General features: G+C 53.2%; 24 protein-coding genes. 22 read left to right on the top strand and 2 right to left on the bottom strand.

Features of this window, described 5'->3' with window-relative positions:
• Positions 1-90 precede the first annotated feature (90 nt).
• The 6 genes from rpmI (at position 91) to ACFOSD_RS10700 (ending at position 4,826) form a co-directional block, all read left to right on the top strand.
• Positions 91-285 (top strand): 50S ribosomal protein L35, encoded by a 195-nt coding sequence (gene rpmI / locus ACFOSD_RS10725; RefSeq protein WP_380696340.1) that lies wholly within the window; start codon positions 91-93, stop codon positions 283-285.
• A 32-nt stretch (positions 286-317) separates the two neighbouring features.
• The gene (gene rplT, locus ACFOSD_RS10720; RefSeq protein WP_380696338.1) at positions 318-677 is read left to right on the top strand and encodes a 50S ribosomal protein L20; all 360 of its coding nucleotides are present in this window, start codon (positions 318-320) and stop codon (positions 675-677) included.
• Positions 678-1,047: 370 nt separating this feature from the next.
• Complete coding sequence (locus ACFOSD_RS10715) at positions 1,048-1,818, top strand: ABC transporter ATP-binding protein (protein ID WP_380696336.1); 771 nt, start codon at positions 1,048-1,050, stop codon at positions 1,816-1,818.
• A 15-nt stretch (positions 1,819-1,833) separates the two neighbouring features.
• Positions 1,834-2,538, top strand: a complete 705-nt coding sequence (locus ACFOSD_RS10710) for an ABC transporter ATP-binding protein (RefSeq protein WP_380696334.1) — start codon at positions 1,834-1,836, stop codon at positions 2,536-2,538.
• Between the two features lie 18 nt (positions 2,539-2,556).
• The gene (locus ACFOSD_RS10705) at positions 2,557-3,555 is read left to right on the top strand and encodes a branched-chain amino acid ABC transporter permease (protein ID WP_380696332.1); all 999 of its coding nucleotides are present in this window, start codon (positions 2,557-2,559) and stop codon (positions 3,553-3,555) included.
• Positions 3,555-4,826: a branched-chain amino acid ABC transporter permease gene (locus ACFOSD_RS10700; protein WP_380696330.1), complete on the top strand. Its 1,272-nt coding sequence runs from the start codon at positions 3,555-3,557 to the stop codon at positions 4,824-4,826. The genes ACFOSD_RS10705 and ACFOSD_RS10700 overlap by 1 nt, the downstream gene beginning before the upstream one ends.
• A 138-nt stretch (positions 4,827-4,964) precedes the next feature.
• On the opposite strand, the gene ACFOSD_RS10695 is transcribed toward ACFOSD_RS10700, so the two are convergent.
• Positions 4,965-6,170: an ABC transporter substrate-binding protein gene (locus tag ACFOSD_RS10695; RefSeq protein WP_380696328.1), complete on the bottom strand. Its 1,206-nt coding sequence runs from the start codon at positions 6,168-6,170 to the stop codon at positions 4,965-4,967.
• A gap of 212 nt (positions 6,171-6,382) precedes the next feature.
• Between ACFOSD_RS10695 and ACFOSD_RS10690 the strand changes: the two genes are divergently transcribed.
• From ACFOSD_RS10690 to ACFOSD_RS10615, 16 genes are all read left to right on the top strand, one after another.
• Positions 6,383-7,360, top strand: coding sequence for a D-2-hydroxyacid dehydrogenase (locus ACFOSD_RS10690; RefSeq protein WP_380696326.1), 978 nt, complete (start codon positions 6,383-6,385; stop codon positions 7,358-7,360).
• A 122-nt stretch (positions 7,361-7,482) separates the two neighbouring features.
• Positions 7,483-8,103 (top strand): cytochrome c biogenesis heme-transporting ATPase CcmA, encoded by a 621-nt coding sequence (ccmA, locus tag ACFOSD_RS10685; RefSeq protein WP_380696324.1) that lies wholly within the window; start codon positions 7,483-7,485, stop codon positions 8,101-8,103.
• The gene (gene ccmB / locus ACFOSD_RS10680; protein ID WP_380696322.1) at positions 8,100-8,756 is read left to right on the top strand and encodes a heme exporter protein CcmB; all 657 of its coding nucleotides are present in this window, start codon (positions 8,100-8,102) and stop codon (positions 8,754-8,756) included. Before ccmA ends, ccmB begins: the two co-directional genes overlap by 4 nt.
• An 8-nt stretch (positions 8,757-8,764) precedes the next feature.
• Positions 8,765-9,541 (top strand): heme ABC transporter permease CcmC, encoded by a 777-nt coding sequence (ccmC, locus tag ACFOSD_RS10675; protein ID WP_380696320.1) that lies wholly within the window; start codon positions 8,765-8,767, stop codon positions 9,539-9,541.
• Between the two features lies 1 nt (position 9,542).
• Positions 9,543-9,719 (top strand): heme exporter protein CcmD, encoded by a 177-nt coding sequence (ccmD, locus tag ACFOSD_RS10670; RefSeq protein WP_380696318.1) that lies wholly within the window; start codon positions 9,543-9,545, stop codon positions 9,717-9,719.
• On the top strand, positions 9,716-10,171 hold the full coding sequence (ccmE, locus tag ACFOSD_RS10665; RefSeq protein ID WP_380696316.1) for a cytochrome c maturation protein CcmE: 456 nt from the start codon (positions 9,716-9,718) through the stop codon (positions 10,169-10,171). Before ccmD ends, ccmE begins: the two co-directional genes overlap by 4 nt.
• Complete coding sequence (locus ACFOSD_RS10660) at positions 10,172-12,121, top strand: heme lyase CcmF/NrfE family subunit (RefSeq protein WP_380696315.1); 1,950 nt, start codon at positions 10,172-10,174, stop codon at positions 12,119-12,121.
• Positions 12,121-12,645, top strand: coding sequence for a DsbE family thiol:disulfide interchange protein (locus ACFOSD_RS10655; protein ID WP_380696313.1), 525 nt, complete (start codon positions 12,121-12,123; stop codon positions 12,643-12,645). Before ACFOSD_RS10660 ends, ACFOSD_RS10655 begins: the two co-directional genes overlap by 1 nt.
• Entirely contained in the window at positions 12,642-13,193 is a 552-nt protein-coding gene (locus ACFOSD_RS10650; protein ID WP_380696311.1) for a cytochrome c-type biogenesis protein, read from the top strand. The genes ACFOSD_RS10655 and ACFOSD_RS10650 overlap by 4 nt, the downstream gene beginning before the upstream one ends.
• Positions 13,190-14,416 (top strand): c-type cytochrome biogenesis protein CcmI, encoded by a 1,227-nt coding sequence (ccmI, locus tag ACFOSD_RS10645; RefSeq protein WP_380696309.1) that lies wholly within the window; start codon positions 13,190-13,192, stop codon positions 14,414-14,416. The genes ACFOSD_RS10650 and ccmI overlap by 4 nt, the downstream gene beginning before the upstream one ends.
• Positions 14,417-14,494: 78 nt before the next feature.
• Positions 14,495-17,989: a chromosome segregation protein SMC gene (gene smc, locus ACFOSD_RS10640; protein WP_380696307.1), complete on the top strand. Its 3,495-nt coding sequence runs from the start codon at positions 14,495-14,497 to the stop codon at positions 17,987-17,989.
• 76 nt (positions 17,990-18,065) lie between these two features.
• Entirely contained in the window at positions 18,066-19,115 is a 1,050-nt protein-coding gene (gene zipA / locus ACFOSD_RS10635) for a cell division protein ZipA (protein ID WP_380696305.1), read from the top strand.
• Positions 19,116-19,210: 95 nt separating this feature from the next.
• On the top strand, positions 19,211-21,244 hold the full coding sequence (ligA, locus tag ACFOSD_RS10630) for an NAD-dependent DNA ligase LigA (RefSeq protein ID WP_380696303.1): 2,034 nt from the start codon (positions 19,211-19,213) through the stop codon (positions 21,242-21,244).
• On the top strand, positions 21,244-21,669 hold the full coding sequence (locus ACFOSD_RS10625; protein ID WP_380696301.1) for a hypothetical protein: 426 nt from the start codon (positions 21,244-21,246) through the stop codon (positions 21,667-21,669). The genes ligA and ACFOSD_RS10625 overlap by 1 nt, the downstream gene beginning before the upstream one ends.
• Complete coding sequence (locus ACFOSD_RS10620) at positions 21,653-21,928, top strand: YheU family protein (protein WP_380696299.1); 276 nt, start codon at positions 21,653-21,655, stop codon at positions 21,926-21,928. The genes ACFOSD_RS10625 and ACFOSD_RS10620 overlap by 17 nt, the downstream gene beginning before the upstream one ends.
• Complete coding sequence (locus ACFOSD_RS10615) at positions 21,925-22,407, top strand: DUF2489 domain-containing protein (RefSeq protein WP_380696297.1); 483 nt, start codon at positions 21,925-21,927, stop codon at positions 22,405-22,407. Before ACFOSD_RS10620 ends, ACFOSD_RS10615 begins: the two co-directional genes overlap by 4 nt.
• 10 nt (positions 22,408-22,417) lie before the next feature.
• Here the strand turns inward: ACFOSD_RS10615 and ACFOSD_RS10610 are convergent, their stop codons facing one another.
• On the bottom strand, positions 22,418-23,314 hold the full coding sequence (locus ACFOSD_RS10610) for a recombination-associated protein RdgC (RefSeq protein ID WP_380696295.1): 897 nt from the start codon (positions 23,312-23,314) through the stop codon (positions 22,418-22,420).
• Positions 23,315-23,371: the final 57 nt, after the last annotated feature.

Genomic DNA, 23,371 nt, shown 5'->3' with positions numbered 1-23,371 from the left:
GGGCAACCGCCAGCCTTGAGTGAGCCACTAGTGTGGCACACAGAGAAAGTGTGAAGCGGTGGGTGAAACCTTGAACTTTGGAGTATTAAAATGCCAAAAATGAAGTCTGTATCAGGCGCCGCCAAGCGCTTCAGAAAAACCGCGAATGGTTTTAAGCATAAGCAGTCTTTTCGTAGCCACATTCTGACGAAGAAACCCCAGAAGCGTAAGCGTCAGCTGCGTAACATGCAGCAAATTGCACCTTCTGACGTAGCGCTGATCCGTCGGATGCTGCCTTACATCTAAGTCAAATTAGTTAACGAAAAAGGGTTTATACTATGCCTCGCGTAAAACGTGGCGTCACCGCACGCCAGCGTCACAAAAAAGTTCTGAAGCTTGCTAAAGGTTATTACGGTGCTCGTAGCCGTGTATTCCGTGTAGCAAAACAAGCCGTTATCAAAGCCGGCCAATACGCCTACCGCGACCGTCGTCAACGTAAGCGTCAGTTCCGTGCCTTGTGGATTGCTCGTATCAATGCTGCTGCACGCCTGAATGGTTTGTCATACAGCCGCTTTATCAACGGTTTGAAGCGTGCAAACGTGGAAATCGATCGTAAAGTGCTGGCCGATATCGCCGTATTTGAAGCAGCCGCATTCACAGCCTTGGCTGAGCGTGCGAAGAAAGCCTTAGCGGCCTGATAGCGCCAATTCTTACTGGAGCAGATGCTCAGTAGATAAAAACCCCGATCTCAGTGTCGGGGTTTTTTTTGGGCAATGTTTGTGGTCGCTATGGGGTTTACGTTAACGTAAATGTCATAGCGTGCTGTCTTGTTTACAGCATACATTAGATGAATGCTGGGCAGGCGGTGTTAAGTTTTTGATTTTGTGTGGTGGGTGGGTAGAATCGCGCGGATGTGTTTTACAAGCCTCGGTCGCGATCGAATAAATAATTACGTCGCCGCAGCCTATCAAAACACCATAACATCACACGGGTCCTCTAAAACCTACGATAATAACGACACGCTTGTTCATCTTCATCGAGCCGATGTCACACACACGGGGAGGGTCAATGACTAACATTATTGACGTTAAGAACGTTTCCAAATCTTTCGGACACCTCAAGGTCATCAATGACTGTTCTATTGCGGTTGAAGAAGGTTCAATTACCGGGCTTATCGGGCCCAACGGGGCTGGTAAATCCACACTCTTTAACATCATTGCCGGTGCTTTTCCGGCCGACGCCGGCAGCATCCATTTTGCCGGAGAAGACATCACCCATATTCCGGCCAATCAACTGTTCCACAAAGGCTTGTTGCGCACGTTCCAAATTGCCCATGAATTTTCCCATATGTCCGCATTAGAAAATCTCATGATGGTACCGGGCGATCAATCCGGTGAAAGCTTGTTCAATGCTTGGTTCAAGCCCGGACTTGTTCGGTCGGAAGAGCTGGCGGTGCGCCAGAAAGCCCTGGATGTTATCGATTTTCTGTCGCTGGGCCACGTTAAAAATGAACTGGCAGGCAATCTCTCTGGTGGTCAGAAAAAGCTGTTGGAACTTGGCCGCACCATGATGGCCGATCCTAAAGTGGTGTTGCTCGATGAGATTGCGGCGGGCGTGAACCGTACGCTCTTGCAAGACTTGATCGCCAATATTCAGCGCTTGAACAAAGAGTTGGGTTATACCTTTCTCGTCATCGAGCATGACATGGACATGATTGCCAAGTTGTGTAACCCCGTGATTGTGTTGGCACAGGGTTCGGTGATGGTGCAGGGCACCATAGAAGAAATCCAAAATAACGAAGAAGTGGTCGAAGCCTATTTCGGCACAGAAGCGCATTAAGGGCGGAGCACCAATATGGCGATTTTTGAAGCAATCAATGTCCATGGTGGCTACGGGGGCATGAATATCCTGAACGGGGTCAATATGTCCATCGAGCAGGGCGAGATCGGGGTGATCGTTGGCCCGAATGGCGCTGGCAAGTCCACCATGTTAAAAGCCATTTTCGGCTTGTTGCATGTTAATGAAGGGTCGATTGCCTTACGTGGCGAAGACATCACCAATGCAGACCCCACGGTTTTGGTCAGTAAAGGCATGGCGTTTGTGCCTCAGGAAAAAAATATTTTTCCCAGTCTGACCGTGCATGAAAATCTTGAAATGGGCGCCTATAGCCGAAAAGACAGTTTTCAGCACATGCTGGATCAGGTGTATGAATTCTTTCCACCGCTGAAAGACAAGCGCAAGCAACCAGCGGGTGAGTTATCCGGCGGGCAGCGCCAAATGGTTGCCATGGGCCGGGCGCTCATGATGGAACCTAGTCTCTTGTTGTTAGATGAGCCTACAGCAGGCTTGTCGCCCTTATACATGAATGAAATCTTCGACCGTATCATCACCATCAACAAAGCGGGTGTAGGTATCTTGATGGTCGAGCAGCATGCCAAGCAGGCATTGCGGATTGCCCATAAGGGGTTTGTTTTGGCGGCGGGTCAAAACCGCTTTACCGACACGGGTGAAAACCTCATCAATGATCCCGAGGTCGCCAAGACCTTTTTGGGCGGTTAATCACCAAGGAGCCATGTTGTGAACGAATTTATTTTCTTTGTTAATAATGTACTGATCTCCGGCGCTGTGTCGGGTTCGGTATACGCGATAGGGGCCGTTGGTGTGACCTTGGTGTTCAGCATCATGCGGTTTGCCCATTTTGCGCATGCCGATATGATGACTCTGGGTGCGTTTATCGTGCTCATTCTGACCACGCTGTTCCCCGGTGTGGGCGCCGTCGTGGGCTTGCCCACAGCCTTTGTCCTAATGCCCATTGCCATGGCGGTCACGGCCGGTGTTGCCGTGGGTATTGATAGAGCATTCTACAAACCGTTGCGCCAGCATAATGTGAAGCCCATTGTGATCGTGATCGCGTCATTAGGGGTAACCCTGATGCTGCAAGGGTTGATCCGACTCTTTGCTGGCACCAGTTCGCGCAGTCTTTATGTGGACGAATTTAAACAAATTTTCCGTATCGATGTGCCCTTTGCCAGCCGTCCGCTGGTGATTACCGAGCCGCAGATATTGCTCTTGGTAGTGACCATTGCTTGTGTGGTTGGCCTACATTACTTCCTGAACAAATCTCGTATGGGTAAAGCCATGCGTGCCATGTCAGACAACCCCGATTTAGCGCGGGTGTCGGGCATCAATACGCAAACCGTGATCATGGTTACCTGGATCATTGCCGGTTCTTTGGCCGTGATTGCGGGGACCTTGCTGTCGCTGGACGTCACCCTAAAGCCGGATTTGAGCTTCTTCCTACTGTTGCCTATTTTCGCGGCCGCCATTGTGGGCGGGGTAGGCCATCCCTATGGTGCTATTGCCGGCGGGTTTGTGGTGGGCTTCGCCGAAACCATGGCGGTCTTTAACTGGGCTGTATTGTTACGGCCATTGCACCGTGCGTTTCCGAATCTCTTTGAACTTCCGGCAAACCTGACCTTGGTCGGCACGGAATACAAAATTGTGGTGCCGTTTTTCATTCTGATCGCCATTTTGGTATGGCGTCCTACCGGTCTGTTTAAAGGGAAGGTGATCTGATGACGACTACTATGAAATCGCTTATCGGTAAGCGGGAGTTGATCCTGTTTGGCTTGTTGTTGTTGGCCATCGTGGTGGTGTTCGGGCTGTTTGGTTCAGCCTACGGTACCCGTATGCTGGTTGAGATTGCGTGCTACGCGATCATCGCCTTGGGCTTGTCCATTCAATGGGGTTATGCCGGACAGTTTAATGCCGGGGTAATGGGCTTTGTTGCCTTGGGTGGCTTTTTTGCCATGTTCTTCAGCATGCCGATCAATGATGACTTTTGGGGCTCCGATCTGCCAGGACAGCTGGGTGGCGTATTCCTCCGCATCGCCATTGGTCTGGCGCTGATCTATGGGGCATCAAAGCTCAATCGTTTTGGCTTGTCGCCAAAGTTACGCACGGTGGTGACCGTATTGGTGGCCATCGTCGTGTATTTTTGGATCAAATCCAACATGGTTCCAGTGACCCAAGCCATTGAACGCGATGCTGACTTTATAGGTGGGTTAGGCTTGCCACCATGGTCCGGCTGGATAGTCGGTGGTATGGTTGCCGGTTTTGTGGGCTACTTTATCGGCCGCATTTGTTTGGGTTTGCGTAGCGACTATCTGGCTATTGCAACCTTGGGCTGTGCGGAAATTATTAAGGCGTTCCTCAAGAATGAAGATTGGTTAACGCGGGGCATTGCTACCGTATCGCCTTTACCATGGCCGGTGCCACAGCCAATCGATGTGGGCTTTGTGGCAGCGCGAGCCATGTATTTCTCCGTTACGGCGGTGATGATTATGGCGATTTATTTCCTGTTACATCGTGCCTATCACGCGCCTTGGGGGCGGATGATTCGTGCGATTCGTGATAATGAGATTTCGGCTTCTGCCATGGGCAAAGACGTCAATAAACGTAGCTTGGAAATCTTTGTTTTGGGTTGCTTTTTAATGGGGCTCGGCGGTGCAACCTTAGGTACCTTCAACGGTCTCTTTGATCCTTCTGGTTATGTGCCTTTAAACCATACCTTTCTCGTCTTGGTGATGGTGATCTTGGGTGGGCCTGGCAATAACACCGGTACCATCATAGGCGCAGCGGTGGTGTACATCATTTGGATCATGTCCGAGCCTCTGGCGCTGTGGATTCTGCAAGTGGTGACGTCAGCGGGCGATGCGGAAGCACAGGCGAACCTCGCCAGCCGCGCCTTGCAAGCACGTGTGTTCTCGATTGGGCTCTTGATCGTATTGGTGCTGCGTTATGCACCGAAAGGGTTGTTGCCGGAGAAGATACAGCAGCACAACTAAGTCGATGTGTCGAAGTTGCTTTGTCTAAGTTGCTTTGTCGTTCGCTTATCGTATGCACAAAAAAAACCCCAAACCTCGGTTTGGGGTTTTTTTTTCACGACGATCAAGCTTCCAGAAAACATGACCGTTTAGTGCTTTTTAGTCGATCAGGCCCAGTGTTTCGAAACGGCCATTACGCACCACCATTTCAACCACAACGCCAGGTACGTCACCTTTGGCATCGAACTCTTGGCTACCAGCAGCGCCTTCGTAGTTGATGTCTTGGCCCGCAGCGATCAGGCGTTTTGCTTTTTCCCACTCACCGGGCAGAATGACTTCACCAGGAGCAGTGGCGACTGAACGCAGGGCATCTGATAAGCTGTCGCGATCAGCTGAACCATTTTTCTCGATCGCCAGGGCCAATAAGAAAGCCGCGTCATAGGCTTGGGCAGCGTAAACTGCATTGGGGTCAAGATTTACCGCATTGGCAGCGGCAGCAAACACGTCAGCACCTTCAATTTCAGGTGAACCGGCACGAGTGGCGATCATGCCTTCCAAAGCCTGTGCACCAACTGCATTGACCAGTGCGTCACCGACCATACCGTCAGCACCGACCAACTGCAGGAAGTTACCACTTTCGTAGGCTTGACGAACAATGGTTTGACCGGAACCGTCAGCATAAGCCAGTACAACCAAGGTTTCAGCGCCTGATGAGGCAATGTTGCCCAGCTCTGAACGGTAATCTGCACGGCCTTCTTCATGCGCAACGTTCGCCAGAACCTGGCCGCCACTCATTTGATATTCAGCCACGAAAGCGTCTGCCAAACCACGTCCATAATCGTTGTTCAGGAAAGTAACCGCTACTTCACGGATGCCTTTCGACAACAGTAAACGTGCCAGTGCGATACCTTGGAAAGAGTCAGAAGGCACCGTACGGAAGACCAAGTCATTGTCGTTGATGTCCGATACCGCAGGTGCGGTAGAGGCAGGAGAAATCATCACAACATTGCCGGGGATGCCCGCATTGTTAGCCGCTGCGATGGTAGCGCCACTGCACAAACCACCCACGATGGCGACAACGCCTTCGCTGTTGACCAAACGGTCTGCAGAGTTTGATGCTGCGGAAGCGTCAACACAGGTCGTATCGGCCGTTGGCATTGACAAGGTACGGCCATTCAATAAACCGCCTTGAGCATTTACCTGACTGACGGCCAGTTGAGCACCCTGTAAAATTCCCGGTGCGAGGCTTTCAATTGGGCCAGTGAAACCACCCAGAAAACCAACTTTGATTTCTTGTGCAACGGCATGTGACCCTGCGGCCATCAAACCGGCCAACGTTGCTGACATAAGCACTTTCTTATTCATGGTTCTTTTCTCTCAAGTTGTTGTTGTGTGTCATGCACGGCTAGTGAAGTTCTGAAAGGTTCGCACCGCACGTCGACAAGTAGACCACCGTGCGAAGATTTCAGATCTGTTCTAATAGTGGTGAGTTTTTTCATGAAACACAAGGGTCCAACTTTTAAGACCTCATCTGGGGTAAACTATTGTGGACAATCAATGGTTTGGAGACCCAGCGCATGAATAAAAAGCCCGTAATAATGAGCCAAAACGAGCCTTTATGGATTGCTGTGGTCAGCGAACGTCTGGAGCAGTGGCAACGGTTGCTGACGACTCAAGATCGATCGGATATACACTGGGTTTTTCTGGACGATCCGGACTTTTTTGCTCGGGCCAAACGCTGTACGGTCATGTGGGGTGATACTCCGGTGGCAGCACAGTGGTTGCCCAAGCTGCCGAATATCCGGTGGTTTCACACCTTCTATTCCGGGGTCGATACGTTGCTGCCTGTACGAGGTGCGTTACCGACGGATCTCATCGTGACGAATTCACGCGATATCGCCGGTCCGCACATCGCTGAATATGCTTTAGGGCAGGTGTTGGCGCATACCCGGCATTGGGCTACGTTTTATGAAGCGCAAAAGCAACGGCAATGGCAGCCTCAAGACTACGTCACGATTGCGGAAGCGAAAGCGTTGATTTTGGGTACGGGCGCTATTGGTGCAACGGTTGCGCAGCGGTTGGCACCATGGTTTGTACAGGTCGATGGACTCAGTCGTTCAGGACAGCCCAAGCCGGGCTTTACGCAGGTGCTGACTTGGGGTGATGCCGCTCTTGATCTGCGCGCGTATCGGGTCATCATCAATACGCTGCCCAGTACGCCAGATACGGTTGAGCGATTGGACCGCGCCTTTTTTACCGCCACGGCAGGCAATATGTTGTTCATTAATGTCGGACGGGGTAGTGCGGTGGTGGAAAGCGACCTGCTGGCCGCCTTGGATGATGCCCCCGCACGCCACGCGGTACTCGATGTGTTTAGAACAGAACCCCTGCCAGCCGAACATCCCTTTTGGCGCCATCCGCAAGTCACGGTGACGCCACATGTTGCAGCACAAAGCCAGCCGCAATGGGTGTTGCCGATTGTGTTGGACAATTTACAGCGCTATCAGGCAGGGCACGCCCTGCGCAATCAGGTGGATTTGGCGGCCGGATACTGAGCCAAGCCAGATGCGTATAGACACTGCATAACGCTGCACAAGACCGTCGGTAAATGCTATATTGGCGCGCCTTTTTAAACCCCCATTTATCAACCCTAGGCGATGAGGTTATCGTGCCATCCATGCCACTCAACACTTTGGCTTTGCAAGCATCCGATCTGTCGTGTGAGCGTGATGATCGCCACCTGTTCAGTGATCTGACGTTTTCATTGTCTTGGGGTGAATGCGTTCGGGTGCTTGGGCCAAATGGCGCCGGTAAAACGACCTTACTCCGTGGCTTGGTGGGTCTGAATCATTACGTTGATGGTGCTATGCGTTGGTCAGCATCCGTCGATGGGCGCCCACCTTTTTTATACAGCGGACATAAAACCGGCGTGTCGGCGCATTTAACGGTCGCCGAAAATTTGCGTTACCTCGTCGGGTTGTCGGGTGTCGTGCTGACCGACGCGCAAGTGGATGAAGCCCTGGCGTCTGTTGGACTCACCGGATTTGATGACAGCCTAGGCAGCGAACTGTCGGCCGGGCAACAACGCCGTATCGCCTTAGCCCAGCTCTACGTTGAGGGTATGCCCAGGTGTTGGGTGTTGGATGAGCCGTTTGTGGCCCTGGACAAAAAGGGTGTGGCTGAACTAGAGCGACATCTGGCCCGGCATTGCGCCCTGGGTGGTGCCGTCTTGCTGACCACACATCATGAACCCACGGCATTAGCGCCGCGCCCTTTGATGTTGCAAGGTGCTGCATGACGTTATGGCAGAGAGAGATATTGCTGGCCTTTCGTCGGCGTTCAGAGCTAGTGAACCCGTTAGCCTTCAATGTGATGGTCATTGCTTTGTTTCCGCTGGCGGTGACACCCGATATGCAACGCCTGGCCATCCTGGCGCCCGGTATATTGTGGGTTGCAGCCTTGCTGTCTACCTTGTTGTCACTGGACACGCTGTTCCGTTATGACCATGCCGATGGTGGCTTGGAGCAAATGGCGACCCGGGGTACACCGCTGGCCTATTCGGTGTTGGCTAAAGTGATCTCCCATTGGTTGTTTACCGGATTACCGTTGATGCTCATGTCGCCGTTGCTGGGCATGATGTTGGGTTTGCCGGTGCGCGTGATGCCGCTCACCATGCTGGTGCTGGCATTGGGTACGCTGACGTTCAGTTGCATCGGCTCTATGGGCGCGGCCTTGGTGGTCGGGCTGCGCCGTGGCGGCCTGTTATTGTCATTATTGGTCTTGCCTTTGTATATTCCCGTACTGATTTTTGGTACAGGCGCCATTGCGGCTGCTTTGTTGCACATGAGCTATATTGCGCCCCTGTTGTTTACCGCCGCCATTGCGTTATTTGCCGTGGCGTTAACGCCCTGGGTAGCGGCAGGTGCCTTACGATTATCCCTTAATGATTAGAGGCTGAGATGTTGAATTGGCTGCGTTTGAATTGGCTTAGCTGGCAGTGGTTCCATCAGTGGACATCGCCACAGAAGTTTTACGGTATCAGTTTAACCCTGGCGCGTGTTTTTGCTTTTTTGGGCTTGATAGGGTTGGCCACCGGTTGGGTATGGGGATTGGTGTTCGCCCCAGAGGACTACTTACAAGGTAACAGTTACCGCATCATCTTTGTGCATGTACCATCAGCCAGCGCATCCATGGCGGTGTATTTGAGCATGGCTATTTTAGCCGTCATCAGTCTGGTATGGCGCATCAAGTTAGCCGATATGGTGGCCCGTCAATGTGTCACTGTCGGCATGGCACTCACCGCCTTGGCGCTGTTGTCTGGAGCCATTTGGGGCAAGCCGACCTGGGGTACTTATTGGGTGTGGGATGCCCGGCTCACGTCCATGTTGATTCAGTTCTTTTTGTTTGTCGGTTTGTGGGCCATTCACAATGCCATAGATGAACAAAAACTGGCCGACAAAGCGGCGGCCATTCTGGTGTTGGTGGGCGTGGTTAATCTGCCCATCATTAAGTTTTCCGTTGAGTGGTGGAATACCTTGCATCAGCCCGCCACCATTCGTATTACGCAGGAAACCACCATGGCCATGGAAATGCTGATTCCCTTATTGTTGAGTATGTTTGCAACCTATTTGTGTGTGGCGGGATTGGTCATCTATCGCACGCGGTTGGAAATTCTGTATAGAGAGCGCAAAACACGCTGGGCACAGGATGAGTTAGCGCAATGGGAGAAGGCATAATATGGGCCAGTTCGAAACCTTCGCAGACTTTGTTCGTATGGGGCGACATGGAATTTACGTGTGGTCCGTCTATGGCATCACCTTGGTGGTGATTGCTGGTCATCTCATCAGCTTGCGCTTGCAAAAACGCCGGTTGCTGCGGGAATACCGCAAAATGAAAAAACGAGGAGCAGTATGAACCCGGTACGTCGTCAACGCTTAACGTTGATTTTAATTGCGGTAACCCTGTTCAGTGTGGCCGTTATTTTGGTGCTGTTTGCTAACCGCCACCAGGTCAATTTGTTTTTTTCACCCACGGAGATTGTCGATGGTGCGGCGCCGATCGGGCAGCCGATTCGTGCCGGGGGCATGGTAGTCCCGGACAGTGTGCGACGTGATCAGGCATCGCTGGCTGTGAGTTTTGAGGTGACCGATTTTTTGTCCGATATCACGATGACCTACACCGGTATTCTTCCTGATTTGTTCCGCGAAGGGCAGGGTGTAGTGGCGATGGGCAGTGTCGATGCCAATGGTGTTTTTCAAGCCACTGAAGTGTTGGCACGGCACGATGAAAATTACATGCCTCCTGAAGTTGCGGCGGCATTGGAAGCCGCAGGACATGCCCTTCCTAAACGGCCTGCGGAGTATTAAATGACACCTGAATTTGGTCTTTTGGCACTGATTTTTGCCTTCTTTCTTAGTCTGGCGCAAGGGGTGTTTCCGCTATTGGGATACTACCGCCAGCACGCAGGCTGGTTGCGGCTAGCCCGGCCCATGGCGGTGGGTGGTGCGGCTTTTCTGCTGCTGGCCTACATCATCTTGACGCGCTCTTTTATTCAAGACGATTTTACCGTGCGCTATGTGGCCGGACACTCCAACAGTGCCTTACCCATCTATTATAAGGTCAGTGCTGTGTGGGGCGGGCATGAAGGTTCCATGTTGTTGTGGGTGATGATTCTGAGTTTCTGGGCGGTGGCGGTGGCGGCCTTCAGTCGGCGCTTACCCTTAGACATGGTTGCCGTTGTTTTGGGTGTCATGGGCCTTATTTTAGCGGCCTTCAATGCCTTCATCATTTTCACCTCCAATCCCTTTGCCCGTAATCTGCCGTTTCCACCCATGGACGGCACCGACCTAAACCCCTTATTGCAAGACATTGGTTTGATTTTCCACCCACCCTTGCTGTACATGGGTTATGTCGGTTTTTCGGTCGCCTTTTCATTTGCCATTGCGGCTTTGTTGATTGGCCGCTTGGACAGTGCATGGGCCCGTTGGTCTCGGCCTTGGACAACCGTCGCTTGGGCCTTTATGACCTTGGGAATCGCTTTGGGTTCCTGGTGGGCCTATTACGAACTGGGCTGGGGTGGCTGGTGGTTCTGGGACCCGGTCGAGAACGCATCCCTGATTCCATGGTTGGTGGGCACGGCGCTGATGCACTCGTTGGCTGCCACCGATAAACGTGGCGTGTACAAGAGTTGGACAGTGTTGCTTGCTATCACGACTTTCTGTATGACCTTGTTGGGCACGTTCTTGGTGCGTTCAGGCGTGTTAACGTCTGTCCACTCGTTCGCTAACGACCCTGAGCGCGGCATGTTTATCTTAGGCATATTTATCGCCTTTACCGCCGGTTCGCTGCTGTTGTATGCCATTCGATTGCCGACCCTAACGTCTGCTACCCGTTTTGAGTGGCTGTCACGCGAGATGTTCTTACTTGGCAATAATCTGATGCTGACGCTGTTTACGGCGTTAATTATTATTTTAACCTTTGCGCCGGTGGCGAATGACCTATTAGGTCTACGTAAAATTTCTATCGGTGCGCCTTGGTTTAACGATCTTACCGTGTTGCTGGCTCCGGTATTGTATCTATTACTCGGTGTGGGGCAGTGGGTACGTTGGAAGCGCCACGAGGTGCAACCCGTTGTGACTTGGGCAGGCTATAGCATCGCCTTGTCCATTGCTTTGGCCGCCTTGTGCAACTGGCTATACGCGGGAGCGCTGAATTGGCGCGTGGTGTTGGGTTTAACCTTGGCATGGTGGGTAACACTGGGGTTAATTAAATCGCTGTATGACAGTACCCGCAATGCGCCCAGTGTTTGGACCGGGTTGCGCAAGTTAAGCCGTAGCTACTACGGCATGATTCTGGGGCACTTGGGTATGGCCCTGTTGGCCGTCGGAGTCACCATGGTGACACAGTTTGAACAGCAAGCGGATGTCCGCATGGGGCCGGGAGACCGTCAAGAAATGGGTGCTTGGACGTTCGAGTTCACCCGCTACGATGAATGGCAAGGCCCTAATTTCGTCAGTCGTATGGGTACCTTCACGGTGTTCAAAGATGACCGGCAATTTGGTGTATTGCGGGCGGAAAAACGGTTTTACACCGCCGCAGGCCAGTGGATGACGGAGGCCGGTATTTTCGGTCGTTTACCGCGTGATCTTTATGTTTCATTGGCCGAGGAGTTGGGAACGAGTGGCGATTGGGCTGTTCGTCTGCAAGTGAAGCCCTTCGTACGTTGGATCTGGCTGGGGGCCATTGTGATGTCCTTAGGTGGGGCGTTGGCCATTGCGGATAAACGGTATCGTCGAATCAAATTGGGAGCACAGTAATGCGTTGGGCACTCTTCATACCTTTCTTTTTGGTCTTGGTGGCGGGCACGATTTTCGGCTATATCCTGTCCACTCAACAGGATTTTGAAACCCTGCCATCGACCTTGATCGGCCGATCGTTACCAGCGTTCGAGCTGCAAGCGTTGGACGATGCCGAAGTCACCATGACCAATGCCGACATCATCGGTGAGCCATTCTTATTCAATGTATGGGGATCTTGGTGCCCAAGTTGTCGTATTGAACACCCGGTGTTGAACAAGCTGGCCGAAGATGGTGTGCGTATTGTTGGGTTGAATTATCGCGACACACGTGAAGGTGGTTTGGAATGGTTGGAACGTTTGGAGAACCCTTACGTGATGAACGTCTTCGACCCACTGGGCACATTAGGTTTTGACCTGGGCATTACCGGCGCTCCGGAAACCTTCTTTGTAGATGCGGAAGGCGTGGTGCGTTATCGCCATGTCGGTGTCATCGACGAGCGGGTTTGGGAAAGCTCTTTGGCTGAGGTTTATAACAACTTATGATGCCACCTCGACCTGCGGTTAAAAGACGGCTCAGTTTGGCCAGCCTGATCTTTTTGTCTCTGTGTTTTAGCTTTATCGCGGCGTCCTACAGCGCCGCGCAAGCGCGCTCGGAAATTGCGGCGTCACCCAGTGAATCGGCGTTTATCCGGGATTTTTCCGACCCCAGCTATGAAGCAAGATACTTTACCCTAACCCATGAGCTCCGCTGTCCGCGCTGCCAGAATCAAAGCATTGCAGACTCGGATGCGCCGATTGCCTTGGACATGCGTCAACGCACGGTACAGTTGCTGGAAGCCGGTTACACCGACGAAGAAATTGTCGACTTTATGATCGAACGTTGGGGTGATTTCGTCACCTATCGGCCACGGTTTGGCGCACACATGGTGTGGATTTTTGCGCTCATCGCGCTGACCGTGGTTGGCTTATTGATGGCGGTTTGGGCGGTGCGGCGTGTCCATAGCCCAGCCAGCAGTCCTGAACAAGAATTAAGCCCGGAGCAGCAACAAGCGCGCATTAACGAACTTCGACAGCAGGTGAATAAGTCATGACTCTTTGGATAATGCTGTTGGTGCTGACGGCATTGGCAGCGCTTTTTATTGCCTACCCGGCGGTGTATGGCGCGCAGCGAGACATCATTCTCGCGCGCAACAGTGATCGGTTGGCAGCCTATGATGCCCGGCGTGCCGAAATTGCCGAAGAGCAAGCCATGGGTGCGCTGGACGAACAACAAGCTGCGATCCTCTTGGCTGAATTGGATAAGAACCTGTTGGCGGAAACCGGCACGGCGGAAGCAACTCTGCGCGCACGCGGTCGATTGCATTGGCCGTGGGCCGTGGTCGCCACGTTGCTGGTGTCCGTAGCAGCGTTGTCCTTGTATCAGCGTCTGGGTGCACAAGAAACGCTGGCTCTGTACGAAAAAGCGCAGGTTCGCGGAGAGAGTGAAGCAGACTTCATGGCGTTCATGAGTGCCTACGAAGACTATGTGTTGGGCAAAGCCAACCCGACGACCGAAGACTGGTTTCTGTTGGCCGACGCCTACACTCAGGCAGGCCGGTTTCCTGAGGCTATCCAAGCGTATGATCGCGTTGAAGCCAACTATCGTGCGCAAGGAGAATACGACCCGCTGGATTTATCCATGATCCTGACGGCACGCGGACAGTTACATTTCTTCTTGGCTGGCCAGACGTGGACCGAAGCATTAGAGCGAGACTTCCGAGAAGCCATTCGCCTGGACCCGGAAAATGTGCGCGCCATGGGCACCTTAGGCATTGCTTATTTTGCCGACGGTGAGTATCAGAAAGCGATTGATATCTGGACGGTGTTCGCGGAGTTGACCCCGGAAGGCAGTGAGCGCGATATCGTACTGGCGGGTATCCAGGCAGCCCAAGAGCAGTTGGGCGGCGAAGCCAATATCCCGATTCTGGCCAGCACTACGCAGCGTGTAGAAGTCGTATTCACGCCGCTGCCTGCCGGTATATCGGCGGATGCCGTGGTGTTTGTTCTGGCCCGGCCTGTGGGTGAGCGTATGCCAGTAGCGGTGCAACGCCATCGGGTCGGTGAACTACCCAGTCGTTTGATCCTGACGGATCGTGATCGGATGAATGACGATGCACGCTTATCCGATTACGACACCGTAGAAGTCACGGCATTTATTTCGCCGGGAGGAACTGCAAACGCCGCACAGGCCACACATGAAGCGCCCATGCTGCAAGTGAATACGGAAGGTGATGACGCGGCCGTAATGCTCAGCTTCTCGCCGATTGCGCGTTAGTGCTGGTGACAGAGCGAAAAAACACTCTACAATGCGACGCATGAATAAAAATCTACCGGTGCAGAGTCAAGCTCATCCATGCGTTTAAAAAGCATCAAACTGGCGGGGTTCAAGTCTTTCGTGGACCCCACGCATATCCCGTTTCCAAATAATCTGACGGCTATCGTCGGGCCAAACGGTTGTGGAAAATCGAACACTATTGATGCCGTGCGTTGGGTCATGGGCGAGTCGTCGGCAAAGAACTTGCGTGGCGAAGCCATGACCGACGTGATTTTTAACGGCTCCACGCGCCGCAAGCCCGTAGCCCAATGCACGGTTGAGCTGATCTTTGATAACAGCGACCACAGCCTTACGGGCCCCTATGCGCAATACAATGAAATTTCCATCAAACGCAAAGTCACGCGAGACGGGCAGTCGTCCTATTACCTCAATAACAGCAAATGCCGCCGCCGGGACATCACCGACCTGTTTGCCGGCACCGGGTTAGGACCGCGCAGTTACGCCATTATCGAGCAAGGCATGATCTCGCGCTTGATCGAATCAAAGCCGGAAGAATTGCGCGTGTTTCTGGAAGAAGCGGCGGGTATATCAAAGTACAAGGACCGCCGCCGGGAAACCGAAAACCGCATGCGGCGTACGCAAGAAAACCTCGAACGTTTGACGGACATCCGTGAGGAACTGCAACGCCAGCTGGCCCATTTAGAGCGCCAAGCGCAGGCTGCGGAAAAATACCGTCAGTTTAAGTCCGAGGAGAAACAACAGCGCGCTTATTTAAGTGCCTTACGGTGGCGCGAATTTGACGCCGAAGCGGCAGCGGTTCGCCTGCAACTGATGGAAGGTGAGCGTGACCGCGAGCAACAGGTAGCGGAGTTGCGTGAACAGGAAGCGGCCACAGAGGATATTCGCCTAGCGAATGAAGCGGCGAATGAGCGCTTTCAAAGCGTACAAAAAGCCTACTACGAAACCGGCAACGACATCGCTCGTTTAGAGCAACAATCGGCGCATCAGCGCGATAAAGTGACCCAATTGCAGGAACAGTTGCGCCAGATCGAACGCGACAGGCATGAGCTACGACAGCACCATGAAACCGATCAAGCCAAGCTGGAAGAATTGGATGAACAGCTTGAACTTTTACGCCCTGAGTTACTGCACTGGCAAGAAGAAAGTGCTGACTTGAGCCTGCGCCTGCAAGAACAAGAAGTCATCTTCCGCCAGTACGAAGAAGAATGGCTGGAATACAGTTTGGGCTCTGCCGAAGCGGCCCGACAAACGGAACGGTTGCGTTCGCGCATCGAGCAAGCCGAGCATCAATTGCATCAACTCAATGCCCGTCGGGAACGCTTACGTCAAGAGTTGAGTCAACTGGAAGATGACCCCGCTACGGAAGAATTGTCGCAACTGGATATGGAGCGTGAAGCCGCACAGCTGCGCTTGGAAGAAGCCGAAGCCGAAGCTTTGCAGGCGGAAGAACGAATCCAGCAACAACGAGAGCAACAGCAGCAACGGCGAGACCATGTGCAAACGCTCCGTCAAACACTGAACCAGCAGCAACAGGAAATCACCCGGCTGCAAACCTTATTGCATGCCCAAGCCGGTGACACCCAACAGGTAAAAGATTGGCTGAACCGATGGCAATTACACCGCAGCCCCCAAGTAATGGAGCAGTTAGATGTACCCCCGGACTGGGCGCAGGCGGTTGAATGGGTACTGGGTCATTGGCTGCAAAGCCATATTGTACCGGCGCAGAGTTTGCCTGAATCCGCTTGGCAACATTTGCCCGATGCTCGTTTGAGTTGGCTGGACGACAGTGTTGCCATGCCCGTTGTGCAAGCCGATACACTGGCCGAAGGGGTAAAAGGCCCGGCTGCTTTATTGGTTGAATTGAATCGTGTACATCGTGCGACAAACTTGGCTGATGCGCGCGCACGGCTGGCGCAACTGAACCCAGGGGAGAGCCTGATTACCCCCGAAGGTGTTTGGCTGGGTAGGGGATGGACGCGGGTCTTTCGCAGCGCTGCCGACCGTGAAGGGGTGTTGGCGCAACAACAGCGATTGGAAACCTTAATCACCGAAGTCGATGAACTGGATTTTGAAGTTGAAGACGCCGAACTGAATCTCAATGCCGTGCAGCTCACCATTGATGCCAGCGCACAGCAATGGCAGCAACAGCGTGCCCAGTTGGATGAAGCGCGGCGTAATGTGCATACTGTCGAAACCCGTATTTCTGCGTTAAGCGCCTCGCATCAGGCGGTACAACAATCGTTGCAGCGCTATCGCACCGAGCTGCGTTCATTAGAGCAGGATTACGAACGTGAATTCACCGCGTTGAACGAGGCTCGGTCGCAACTGGCGCAGACCCAACAGCACGATGACACCGCCGACGATAAAACACATCTGCGCGAGCGCCGCGACGACGCCCGACAGCAATTAGAGACATTGCGCAATCAACAGCGCCAGGCTGATCAACAGCGGCACAGCATCGAACTTAAGGTACAGAGCTTACAAACCCAAGCCGATGCTCTGCGTACAGGCTTGGGCCGCGCCGAACAACAGCAGCGTCAGTTGGATGAGCGGGCGGAAACTCTGCACTTGGATTTGCAAGCCTTACTGGACCCGGACGACAGTGTGCGCGCCGAGTTGGAAGAACACATCGCACGGCAACTCGACTTGCAACAACAGCTTGAGCAGGCGCGGGCGGAAGCGGAAGGCTTTAATGAACAAATTCGTGGCTTCGAGCAGCAGCGTTTGCAGTTGGAGCAACGGATCCAGCAATGGCAGCAACGTATCCAGCAGCATCAAATGGACTTGGAACGTCTGGAAACCCGCAAGTCGACGGTAGAAGAACAGGTGCAGGAACAAAATTACCACCTGCCGACGTTGTTGGAGAATTTGCCACCCGACGCGACGGTGGCTACCACCGAACAGCAGATCGAACAATTGACGCAACGTATTCAACGGCTCGGGCCCATCAACTTGGCGGCCATTGACGAGTATGCGGTGCAGAATGAACGCAAGCAGTACCTGGATCAGCAAAACGAAGATCTCGAGCGCGCTTTGGAAACCCTTGAAGGGGCGATACGGAAGATCGATAAAGAAACCCGAAACCGGTTTAAATCTACCTTCGATCAAGTGAACCAAGGGCTGCAAGAGTTGTTCCCCAAGGTGTTTGGCGGCGGGCACGCCTATTTGGAAATGACGGGTGAAGACTTGCTGGATACGGGTGTTGCCATCATGGCGCGCCCGCCCGGTAAAAAGAATGCCACCATTCACCTGTTGTCGGGTGGTGAGAAAGCGCTGACGGCCATAGCCTTGGTGTTTTCTATCTTCCGCTTGAACCCGGCACCCTTTTGTATGCTGGATGAAGTGGACGCCCCCTTGGATGATGCTAACGTGGCACGCTTTTCGCGACTGGTCGAGGCCATGTCGGAACAGGTAGAATTCATTTACATTACGCACAATAAAGTGGCGATGGAAATTGCACATCAGTTGATGGGTGTTACCATGAACGAACCGGGCGTATCCCGATTGGTTTCTGTCAACCTCGACGAAGCCGTCGAAATGGTGGCGTCATGACCCTTTATCCTATGTCATTGCGGACTGGGCACGGCGCCCAACCGAGATGATTGAATTTTTTATGAGTATGAATTGAATGGACTTACGAGAGTGGATCATCGTACTGGCTCTCCTGTTGATGGCGGTGTTGGCAGTGGATGCATGGCGGCGTGTCAAGCGACAGCAGAAATTTCGCGGTAATTTTATGGCGCCCGAATTTAAGCAGCGCCCATCCAGTAATGATATTAAGGTGAAACGTGTGGCCGCCCGGGATGAACGCTCCGTGGCTATTGAGGAGCGCACACGCAAACTGCAACTGACGGAAAAAGTACCCATGCTGGTGGATTCGGTCGAGCAGGAAGCACCGCCGGAAGATCAATCAGAGACCAAAGAAACGCAGTTTGCGTTCGATTTGCAGCCCCCGGAACCGGTGGCTGATGAAGCAGACCCTTTGTTGTCCCCCACCGACAAGGACACACTGGACGACACTGCGCCCGACCGTACCGAAGCATCAGACCGTTGGCGTGCTGAAGACCTTGATCAGGCACCCTATGACGACGACGGTATAGAGGATGTGCATGACAAGCCCGAGGCCGGACGAGAGTCAACACCAGAGCCCACGTCATCCCTGATGGATGACGATGCCGAACCGGCGTGGGAATATGACCGGGATGTGTTGGACACCAGTAAGGTGGATGCCGCTGGTCAACAGATGCTGGCTGAGCCGGATGAAGTGATCGTCATGACGGTGCTGGCCCAAGACAGCTATGAATTCAGCGGCACGGCATTGCTGGAAATTTTGCTGGCCTGCGGTATGCGCTTTGGCACCATGAACATCTTTCACGCCACCGATGATGAAGGCCGACTGCAGTACAGTGCAGCGAATGCCTACAATCCCGGCACATTCGACATCGACGACTTAGAACACTTCGCCACCCGTGGGGTCACCTTCTTTTTGCAGTTGCCGTGTCAGGCAAACCCCATGAGTGCTTTTGCTGCTATGGAGCACGCCGCACAGACACTCAGTGAACATTTACACGGTGACCTATACGATGACACCCGTAGCATCATGACGCCGCAAACACTCGAACACTACCGTGAACGCATACGAAACTATCAGCGGGCGCAACTCGTCAAACGCGTGTAGTCGAGCGCAACGGTGACCAGTTTCTAATGACGTACGTGAATTAGGCGCTTGCAGCACCCGATGTTTGCCGGACGCCAATAACTAAGAACATATCCATGAATTCAACCGAAGCGCGTATGCAGGCTTTGCGTACGCAATTGCAACAACATAATTATCAGTACTACGTGTTGGATGACCCCAGTGTGCCCGATGCGGAATACGATCGTCTGTTTCAAGAGCTGAAGGCTCTCGAAGCAGAGCATCCCGAGCTGGTAACGCCCGACTCGCCCACACAACGTGTCGGTGCTGCCATCGTTGGTGGGTTCACGCCCGTTGACCATGCCATTCCTATGTTGTCTTTAGACAATGCCTTCAACGAAGATGATTTGGCCGCTTTCTATCGGCGAGTTGAAGAGCGCTTGGCGAAAGAGGGGGTTTCAACACCCTGGGCATGGTGCTGTGAGCCGAAACTGGACGGTATTGCCGTGAGCTTGCGGTATGAGAATGGCGTACTGGTGCAAGGGGCAACGCGCGGTGACGGCAGTACCGGCGAGAACATCACCGCCAATGTGCGTACCATCCCATCCGTTCCGCTGCGCTTGCAAGGTTCGGAGTTTCCGACGGTCCTGGAAGTGCGTGGTGAGATTTACATGCCACGCAGCGGATTTGATCGGATGAACGAGCAGGCCTTGGCGGCGGGTGAGAAAACCTACATGAACCCGCGCAATGCCGCGTCGGGCAGTTTGCGCCAAATCGACCCGGCAGTGACGGCCAAGCGGCCCTTGGAATTTTGTTGCTACGGTTATGGCCTGATCGAAGGTGGTGAACTCGCCAATAGCCAGTTTGAGCGTCTAAAGCAATTTAATACGTGGGGCTTTAGGATCAATGCCGACATGGCCCGTGTACAGGGCATGGATGAATTGGTGGCCTACTATCAACGCATTGCAGAAAAGCGTACCAGCCTGCCTTATGACATTGATGGTGTGGTGTTTAAAGTCGATGACCTCGGCCTGCAACAGCAACTCGGTATGGTATCACGCGCACCGCGCTGGGCCATTGCGCATAAGTTTCCCGCACAAGAAGAAATGACCGTGCTGGAACGGATTGATTTTCAAATTGGCCGTACCGGTGCCGTCACGCCAGTAGCCCGCTTGCAGCCTGTTTTAGTGGGTGGGGTTATGGTCAGTAATGCCACCCTGCACAATATGGATGAAATCGCCCGGCTGGATTTGCACGAAGGCGACACCGTAATCATTCATCGCGCCGGTGATGTGATACCCAAGGTGTTGCGGGCGGTGCCAGAGCGTCGGCCTGCCCATGCGCGCAAAGTGCCGCTGCCCAGTGAATGTCCAGTATGCAGCTCGCCCATTGAACGTTTGGACGGTGAAGTGATAGCGCGCTGTACCGGGGGTGTTACTTGTGGCGCGCAGCGCTTGGAAGCGTTAAAGCACTATGTATCGCGCAAAGCCATGGACATCGATGGTGTGGGCGAGAAATTGCTGGAAACGCTGATCGAACAACAGTGGGTTATGCAGTTTTCCGACCTGTATCAACTGACGTTTGAACAGTTGATGACCTTGGAGCGCATGGGCGAAAAATCAGCCCAGAATGTGCTCGCCGCGATTGAAGAGAGCAAGGACACGACATTACCCCGCTTTTTATTCGCCTTAGGGATTCGTGAAGTCGGCGAAACCACCGCGCGCAATTTGGCCCTGCATTTCGGGAATTTGGACGATCTAATGCGCGCGAGTGAAGATGCCTTAACCGACGTAACCGATGTTGGCCCCATTATGGCCAAGCACATTCGGCAGTTTTTCGCGCAAGAGCACAATATCGACGAAATCCGCAGCTTGATCGGGCATGGTGTTCATTGGCCTGCCATTGAAGTCCCCGCACAAGATGCTCAGCCATTGGCCGGAGAAACCTGGGTCGTCACCGGAAAGTTGGAAACTGCGACGCGCGATGAAGTAAAGGCTGATTTGCAAGCCTTGGGTGCTAAGGTTGCTGGCAGTGTCAGTGTACAAACCACCTGCTTGATTGCCGGGCCGGGCGCCGGCAGCAAGCTGGCCAAAGCCGAACAATTGGGTGTGCCGGTGATTGATGAGGCCACTTGGCTGGACAAACGGCACCAGTTGCTGGGTGAGCCTTGATGGATCAGGAATCACTGGTCTATGGTGTGGTGCGCGCCGTATCCTCTACCGATCGGTTTGAAAGTTTGCATTTTCGACAAACCAATCGAAACGCGATTTTGGCCTTAGGTCAGCACGATGAATTTCCCTATTTAACCGCCGATATGTTTCGCTTGCCCGGCATACATGAAGAGCAGGGCACCTACGTTACTCCCCTGATTCAATTTGCGGGCAGCTACCGTGCGGTGGAATATGAATGGGAGCGTTGGCTCACAAAATTTGAACGCTTGCTGGTGAGCATGTATTGGCGTTCCGCGACCGTTCATTTGGAAACCGAGCTGAACGGTCATCACGTTTTTTCCTGGACCTGCCATGGCGACCATCACGTCCCGGGCAGTCAGGTCATGCAAGTACATTGTGAATGGGAGCATGAGCTTGGACTATAACAATTCTACCGCCGCCTTGGTGCCGATCCCGTGGGATGCGTTGTCAGAAGAAGCGCTGACAGGGGTTATCGAAGCTCACTTGGTCAGTGAGTTGAGTGATCAAAGCGTTGAAGGGTTTAATTTAGCCGAACAGGCAGAACGTATAAAACAAGACTTGAGGGCGGGTGCTTGGGTGTTAATTTATGACACCGAATCCGACAGTTGTCGCCTCCTCGGTAAAGCCGAAGCGCAAGCGTATGAAAAACAGGGGATATTATGATTGGGTTAATGTTAGTCGCTGCCATTGTTCTGCTTGGACTGGCGGGTTACGCCGCTTGGCTGCATATAAAACTGCGCCAGCATCGCCAAGCACAGGCGGCCGAGCAAGCCGAGTTTGAGCGGAAGAAACAGGAACATGAGGCTTTTCTGGTCGACAGCATTCAGATCATTGCCGCCAATATGGTGAACAAGGATTTGAATCTGTCAGAAGGTGCGATTCGTATAAAACATTTGCTAGACGGGCTGGAACTGGCTGACAGCGAGCGTGCGCAATTTGCCGCGTGTGACAACCTGTATGAACAGGTGAAAGACATGGCCACACATGATGCGCGCAAAGCTCTATCGGCTGTCGAACGGCAACGCCAAGACGCCGAGCGCGAAAGCCACGAGCAAGCCCATCAAGTTGAGTTGCTCAAGGCTGCGCGGGTGTTGCAGAGTTATTCCTTTACCACTATTGGCTTTGCTAGGCGGGCACATTAGCTAAAGCGGCCTAGTTGGCCGCTTTAAACCACCCGAGGCTTTGGTTGGCTAGGTCGCGCAACGCCGCTGTCATGATGTGCAAGCCCGCTTCCCATTCGGCAATGGCGGAATCACCGCCTTCTTGTGCGGCTTGCTCCAGCATGTCGTCGCTGTATTTCAGGCGTTTGAACACGCACTTGTCGTTTAACAGCACCGTTACCTGTTCGTTCCAGTTCAGCAGTACCTCGCTTGGGCGATAGCCTGCGTTCAGCAGTGTTTGCACTTCCTCGCTGTCCCACGGCAACTGACGGACTTTGATCACGCCGTCTTCCGTGCCATGTTTTAGGCCTAACTCGTCCATCACCGTAACGCCTGCGGGCAAATTATTGTTGATCAACCAGTCGGCCACCACCGGCTCCGGCTGGCACAGCGAGCCAAGAGGCACGATGGGCAGTTCGCCCAAGGCATCGCGTAAAAATGCTGTGATGTCGTCAGCACGGGCTTCGCTGCCGCATTGCACGAACAGCCAACCCGCTTCCAGGTCAACAATCACCAAGTGGCGCTGGCTGCGGGTGAAGGCACGCGGCAATAAGTCCAAGGTGACTTCGTCTTTTAAATCCATCTTTTCATTACGCCCAACACGGCGGTCTTCTTTACGTTGCACCTCGGCCACCCGTTCGGCCAGTACTTCATTGACTACCGAAGAGGGCAGCAAACGCTCTTCACGGCGCAGTTGCCACACCAAAAACTGTTTTGTACTCAGTTGCAGGTCGGTCATTTCTGGATGCGGGGCAATTAAACCCATGCTCACTGGTTGCGTCGGTAAGCAGTTATGGAACGCATGCGGGCTGAGATCGCGTGGCGACGTCAGACGGCGGAGAAATTCGGAATCACGGACTTGGTAAACAAAGGCATTTTTAAACCACACAGTAAAATCGTCCTGCAGAAAACGGAGCTGCTTTGTAACGAATTTCAGCGCAAAGGG

Source organism: Salinispirillum marinum (assembly GCF_042650105.1).
In the GTDB taxonomy this organism is placed as follows: Bacteria; Pseudomonadota; Gammaproteobacteria; order Pseudomonadales; family Natronospirillaceae; genus Salinispirillum; species Salinispirillum marinum.
The sequence above is the reverse complement of the archived record's forward strand: the minus strand, read 5'-3'. Positions and strand labels throughout refer to the sequence as shown.

What these genes read in the sequence shown, in the direction of transcription:
- ccmD (WP_380696318.1), top strand. Translation starts at nt 9,543, where the DNA reads ATGGGCCAGTTCGAAACCTTCGCAGACTTTGTTCGTATGGGGCGACAT.
- ACFOSD_RS10615 (WP_380696297.1), top strand. Translation starts at nt 21,925, where the DNA reads ATGATTGGGTTAATGTTAGTCGCTGCCATTGTTCTGCTTGGACTGGCG.
- rpmI (WP_380696340.1), top strand. Translation starts at nt 91, where the DNA reads ATGCCAAAAATGAAGTCTGTATCAGGCGCCGCCAAGCGCTTCAGAAAA.
- ACFOSD_RS10695 (WP_380696328.1), bottom strand. Translation starts at nt 6,170, where the DNA reads ATGAATAAGAAAGTGCTTATGTCAGCAACGTTGGCCGGTTTGATGGCC.
- ccmE (WP_380696316.1), top strand. Translation starts at nt 9,716, where the DNA reads ATGAACCCGGTACGTCGTCAACGCTTAACGTTGATTTTAATTGCGGTA.
- ccmB (WP_380696322.1), top strand. Translation starts at nt 8,100, where the DNA reads ATGACGTTATGGCAGAGAGAGATATTGCTGGCCTTTCGTCGGCGTTCA.
- ccmI (WP_380696309.1), top strand. Translation starts at nt 13,190, where the DNA reads ATGACTCTTTGGATAATGCTGTTGGTGCTGACGGCATTGGCAGCGCTT.
- ACFOSD_RS10715 (WP_380696336.1), top strand. Translation starts at nt 1,048, where the DNA reads ATGACTAACATTATTGACGTTAAGAACGTTTCCAAATCTTTCGGACAC.
- ACFOSD_RS10620 (WP_380696299.1), top strand. Translation starts at nt 21,653, where the DNA reads ATGAGCTTGGACTATAACAATTCTACCGCCGCCTTGGTGCCGATCCCG.
- ACFOSD_RS10650 (WP_380696311.1), top strand. Translation starts at nt 12,642, where the DNA reads ATGATGCCACCTCGACCTGCGGTTAAAAGACGGCTCAGTTTGGCCAGC.
- smc (WP_380696307.1), top strand. Translation starts at nt 14,495, where the DNA reads ATGCGTTTAAAAAGCATCAAACTGGCGGGGTTCAAGTCTTTCGTGGAC.
- ccmA (WP_380696324.1), top strand. Translation starts at nt 7,483, where the DNA reads ATGCCACTCAACACTTTGGCTTTGCAAGCATCCGATCTGTCGTGTGAG.
- zipA (WP_380696305.1), top strand. Translation starts at nt 18,066, where the DNA reads ATGGACTTACGAGAGTGGATCATCGTACTGGCTCTCCTGTTGATGGCG.
- ACFOSD_RS10625 (WP_380696301.1), top strand. Translation starts at nt 21,244, where the DNA reads ATGGATCAGGAATCACTGGTCTATGGTGTGGTGCGCGCCGTATCCTCT.
- rplT (WP_380696338.1), top strand. Translation starts at nt 318, where the DNA reads ATGCCTCGCGTAAAACGTGGCGTCACCGCACGCCAGCGTCACAAAAAA.
- ACFOSD_RS10690 (WP_380696326.1), top strand. Translation starts at nt 6,383, where the DNA reads ATGAATAAAAAGCCCGTAATAATGAGCCAAAACGAGCCTTTATGGATT.
- ACFOSD_RS10710 (WP_380696334.1), top strand. Translation starts at nt 1,834, where the DNA reads ATGGCGATTTTTGAAGCAATCAATGTCCATGGTGGCTACGGGGGCATG.
- ccmC (WP_380696320.1), top strand. Translation starts at nt 8,765, where the DNA reads ATGTTGAATTGGCTGCGTTTGAATTGGCTTAGCTGGCAGTGGTTCCAT.
- ACFOSD_RS10660 (WP_380696315.1), top strand. Translation starts at nt 10,172, where the DNA reads ATGACACCTGAATTTGGTCTTTTGGCACTGATTTTTGCCTTCTTTCTT.
- ACFOSD_RS10700 (WP_380696330.1), top strand. Translation starts at nt 3,555, where the DNA reads ATGACGACTACTATGAAATCGCTTATCGGTAAGCGGGAGTTGATCCTG.
- ACFOSD_RS10655 (WP_380696313.1), top strand. Translation starts at nt 12,121, where the DNA reads ATGCGTTGGGCACTCTTCATACCTTTCTTTTTGGTCTTGGTGGCGGGC.
- ligA (WP_380696303.1), top strand. Translation starts at nt 19,211, where the DNA reads ATGAATTCAACCGAAGCGCGTATGCAGGCTTTGCGTACGCAATTGCAA.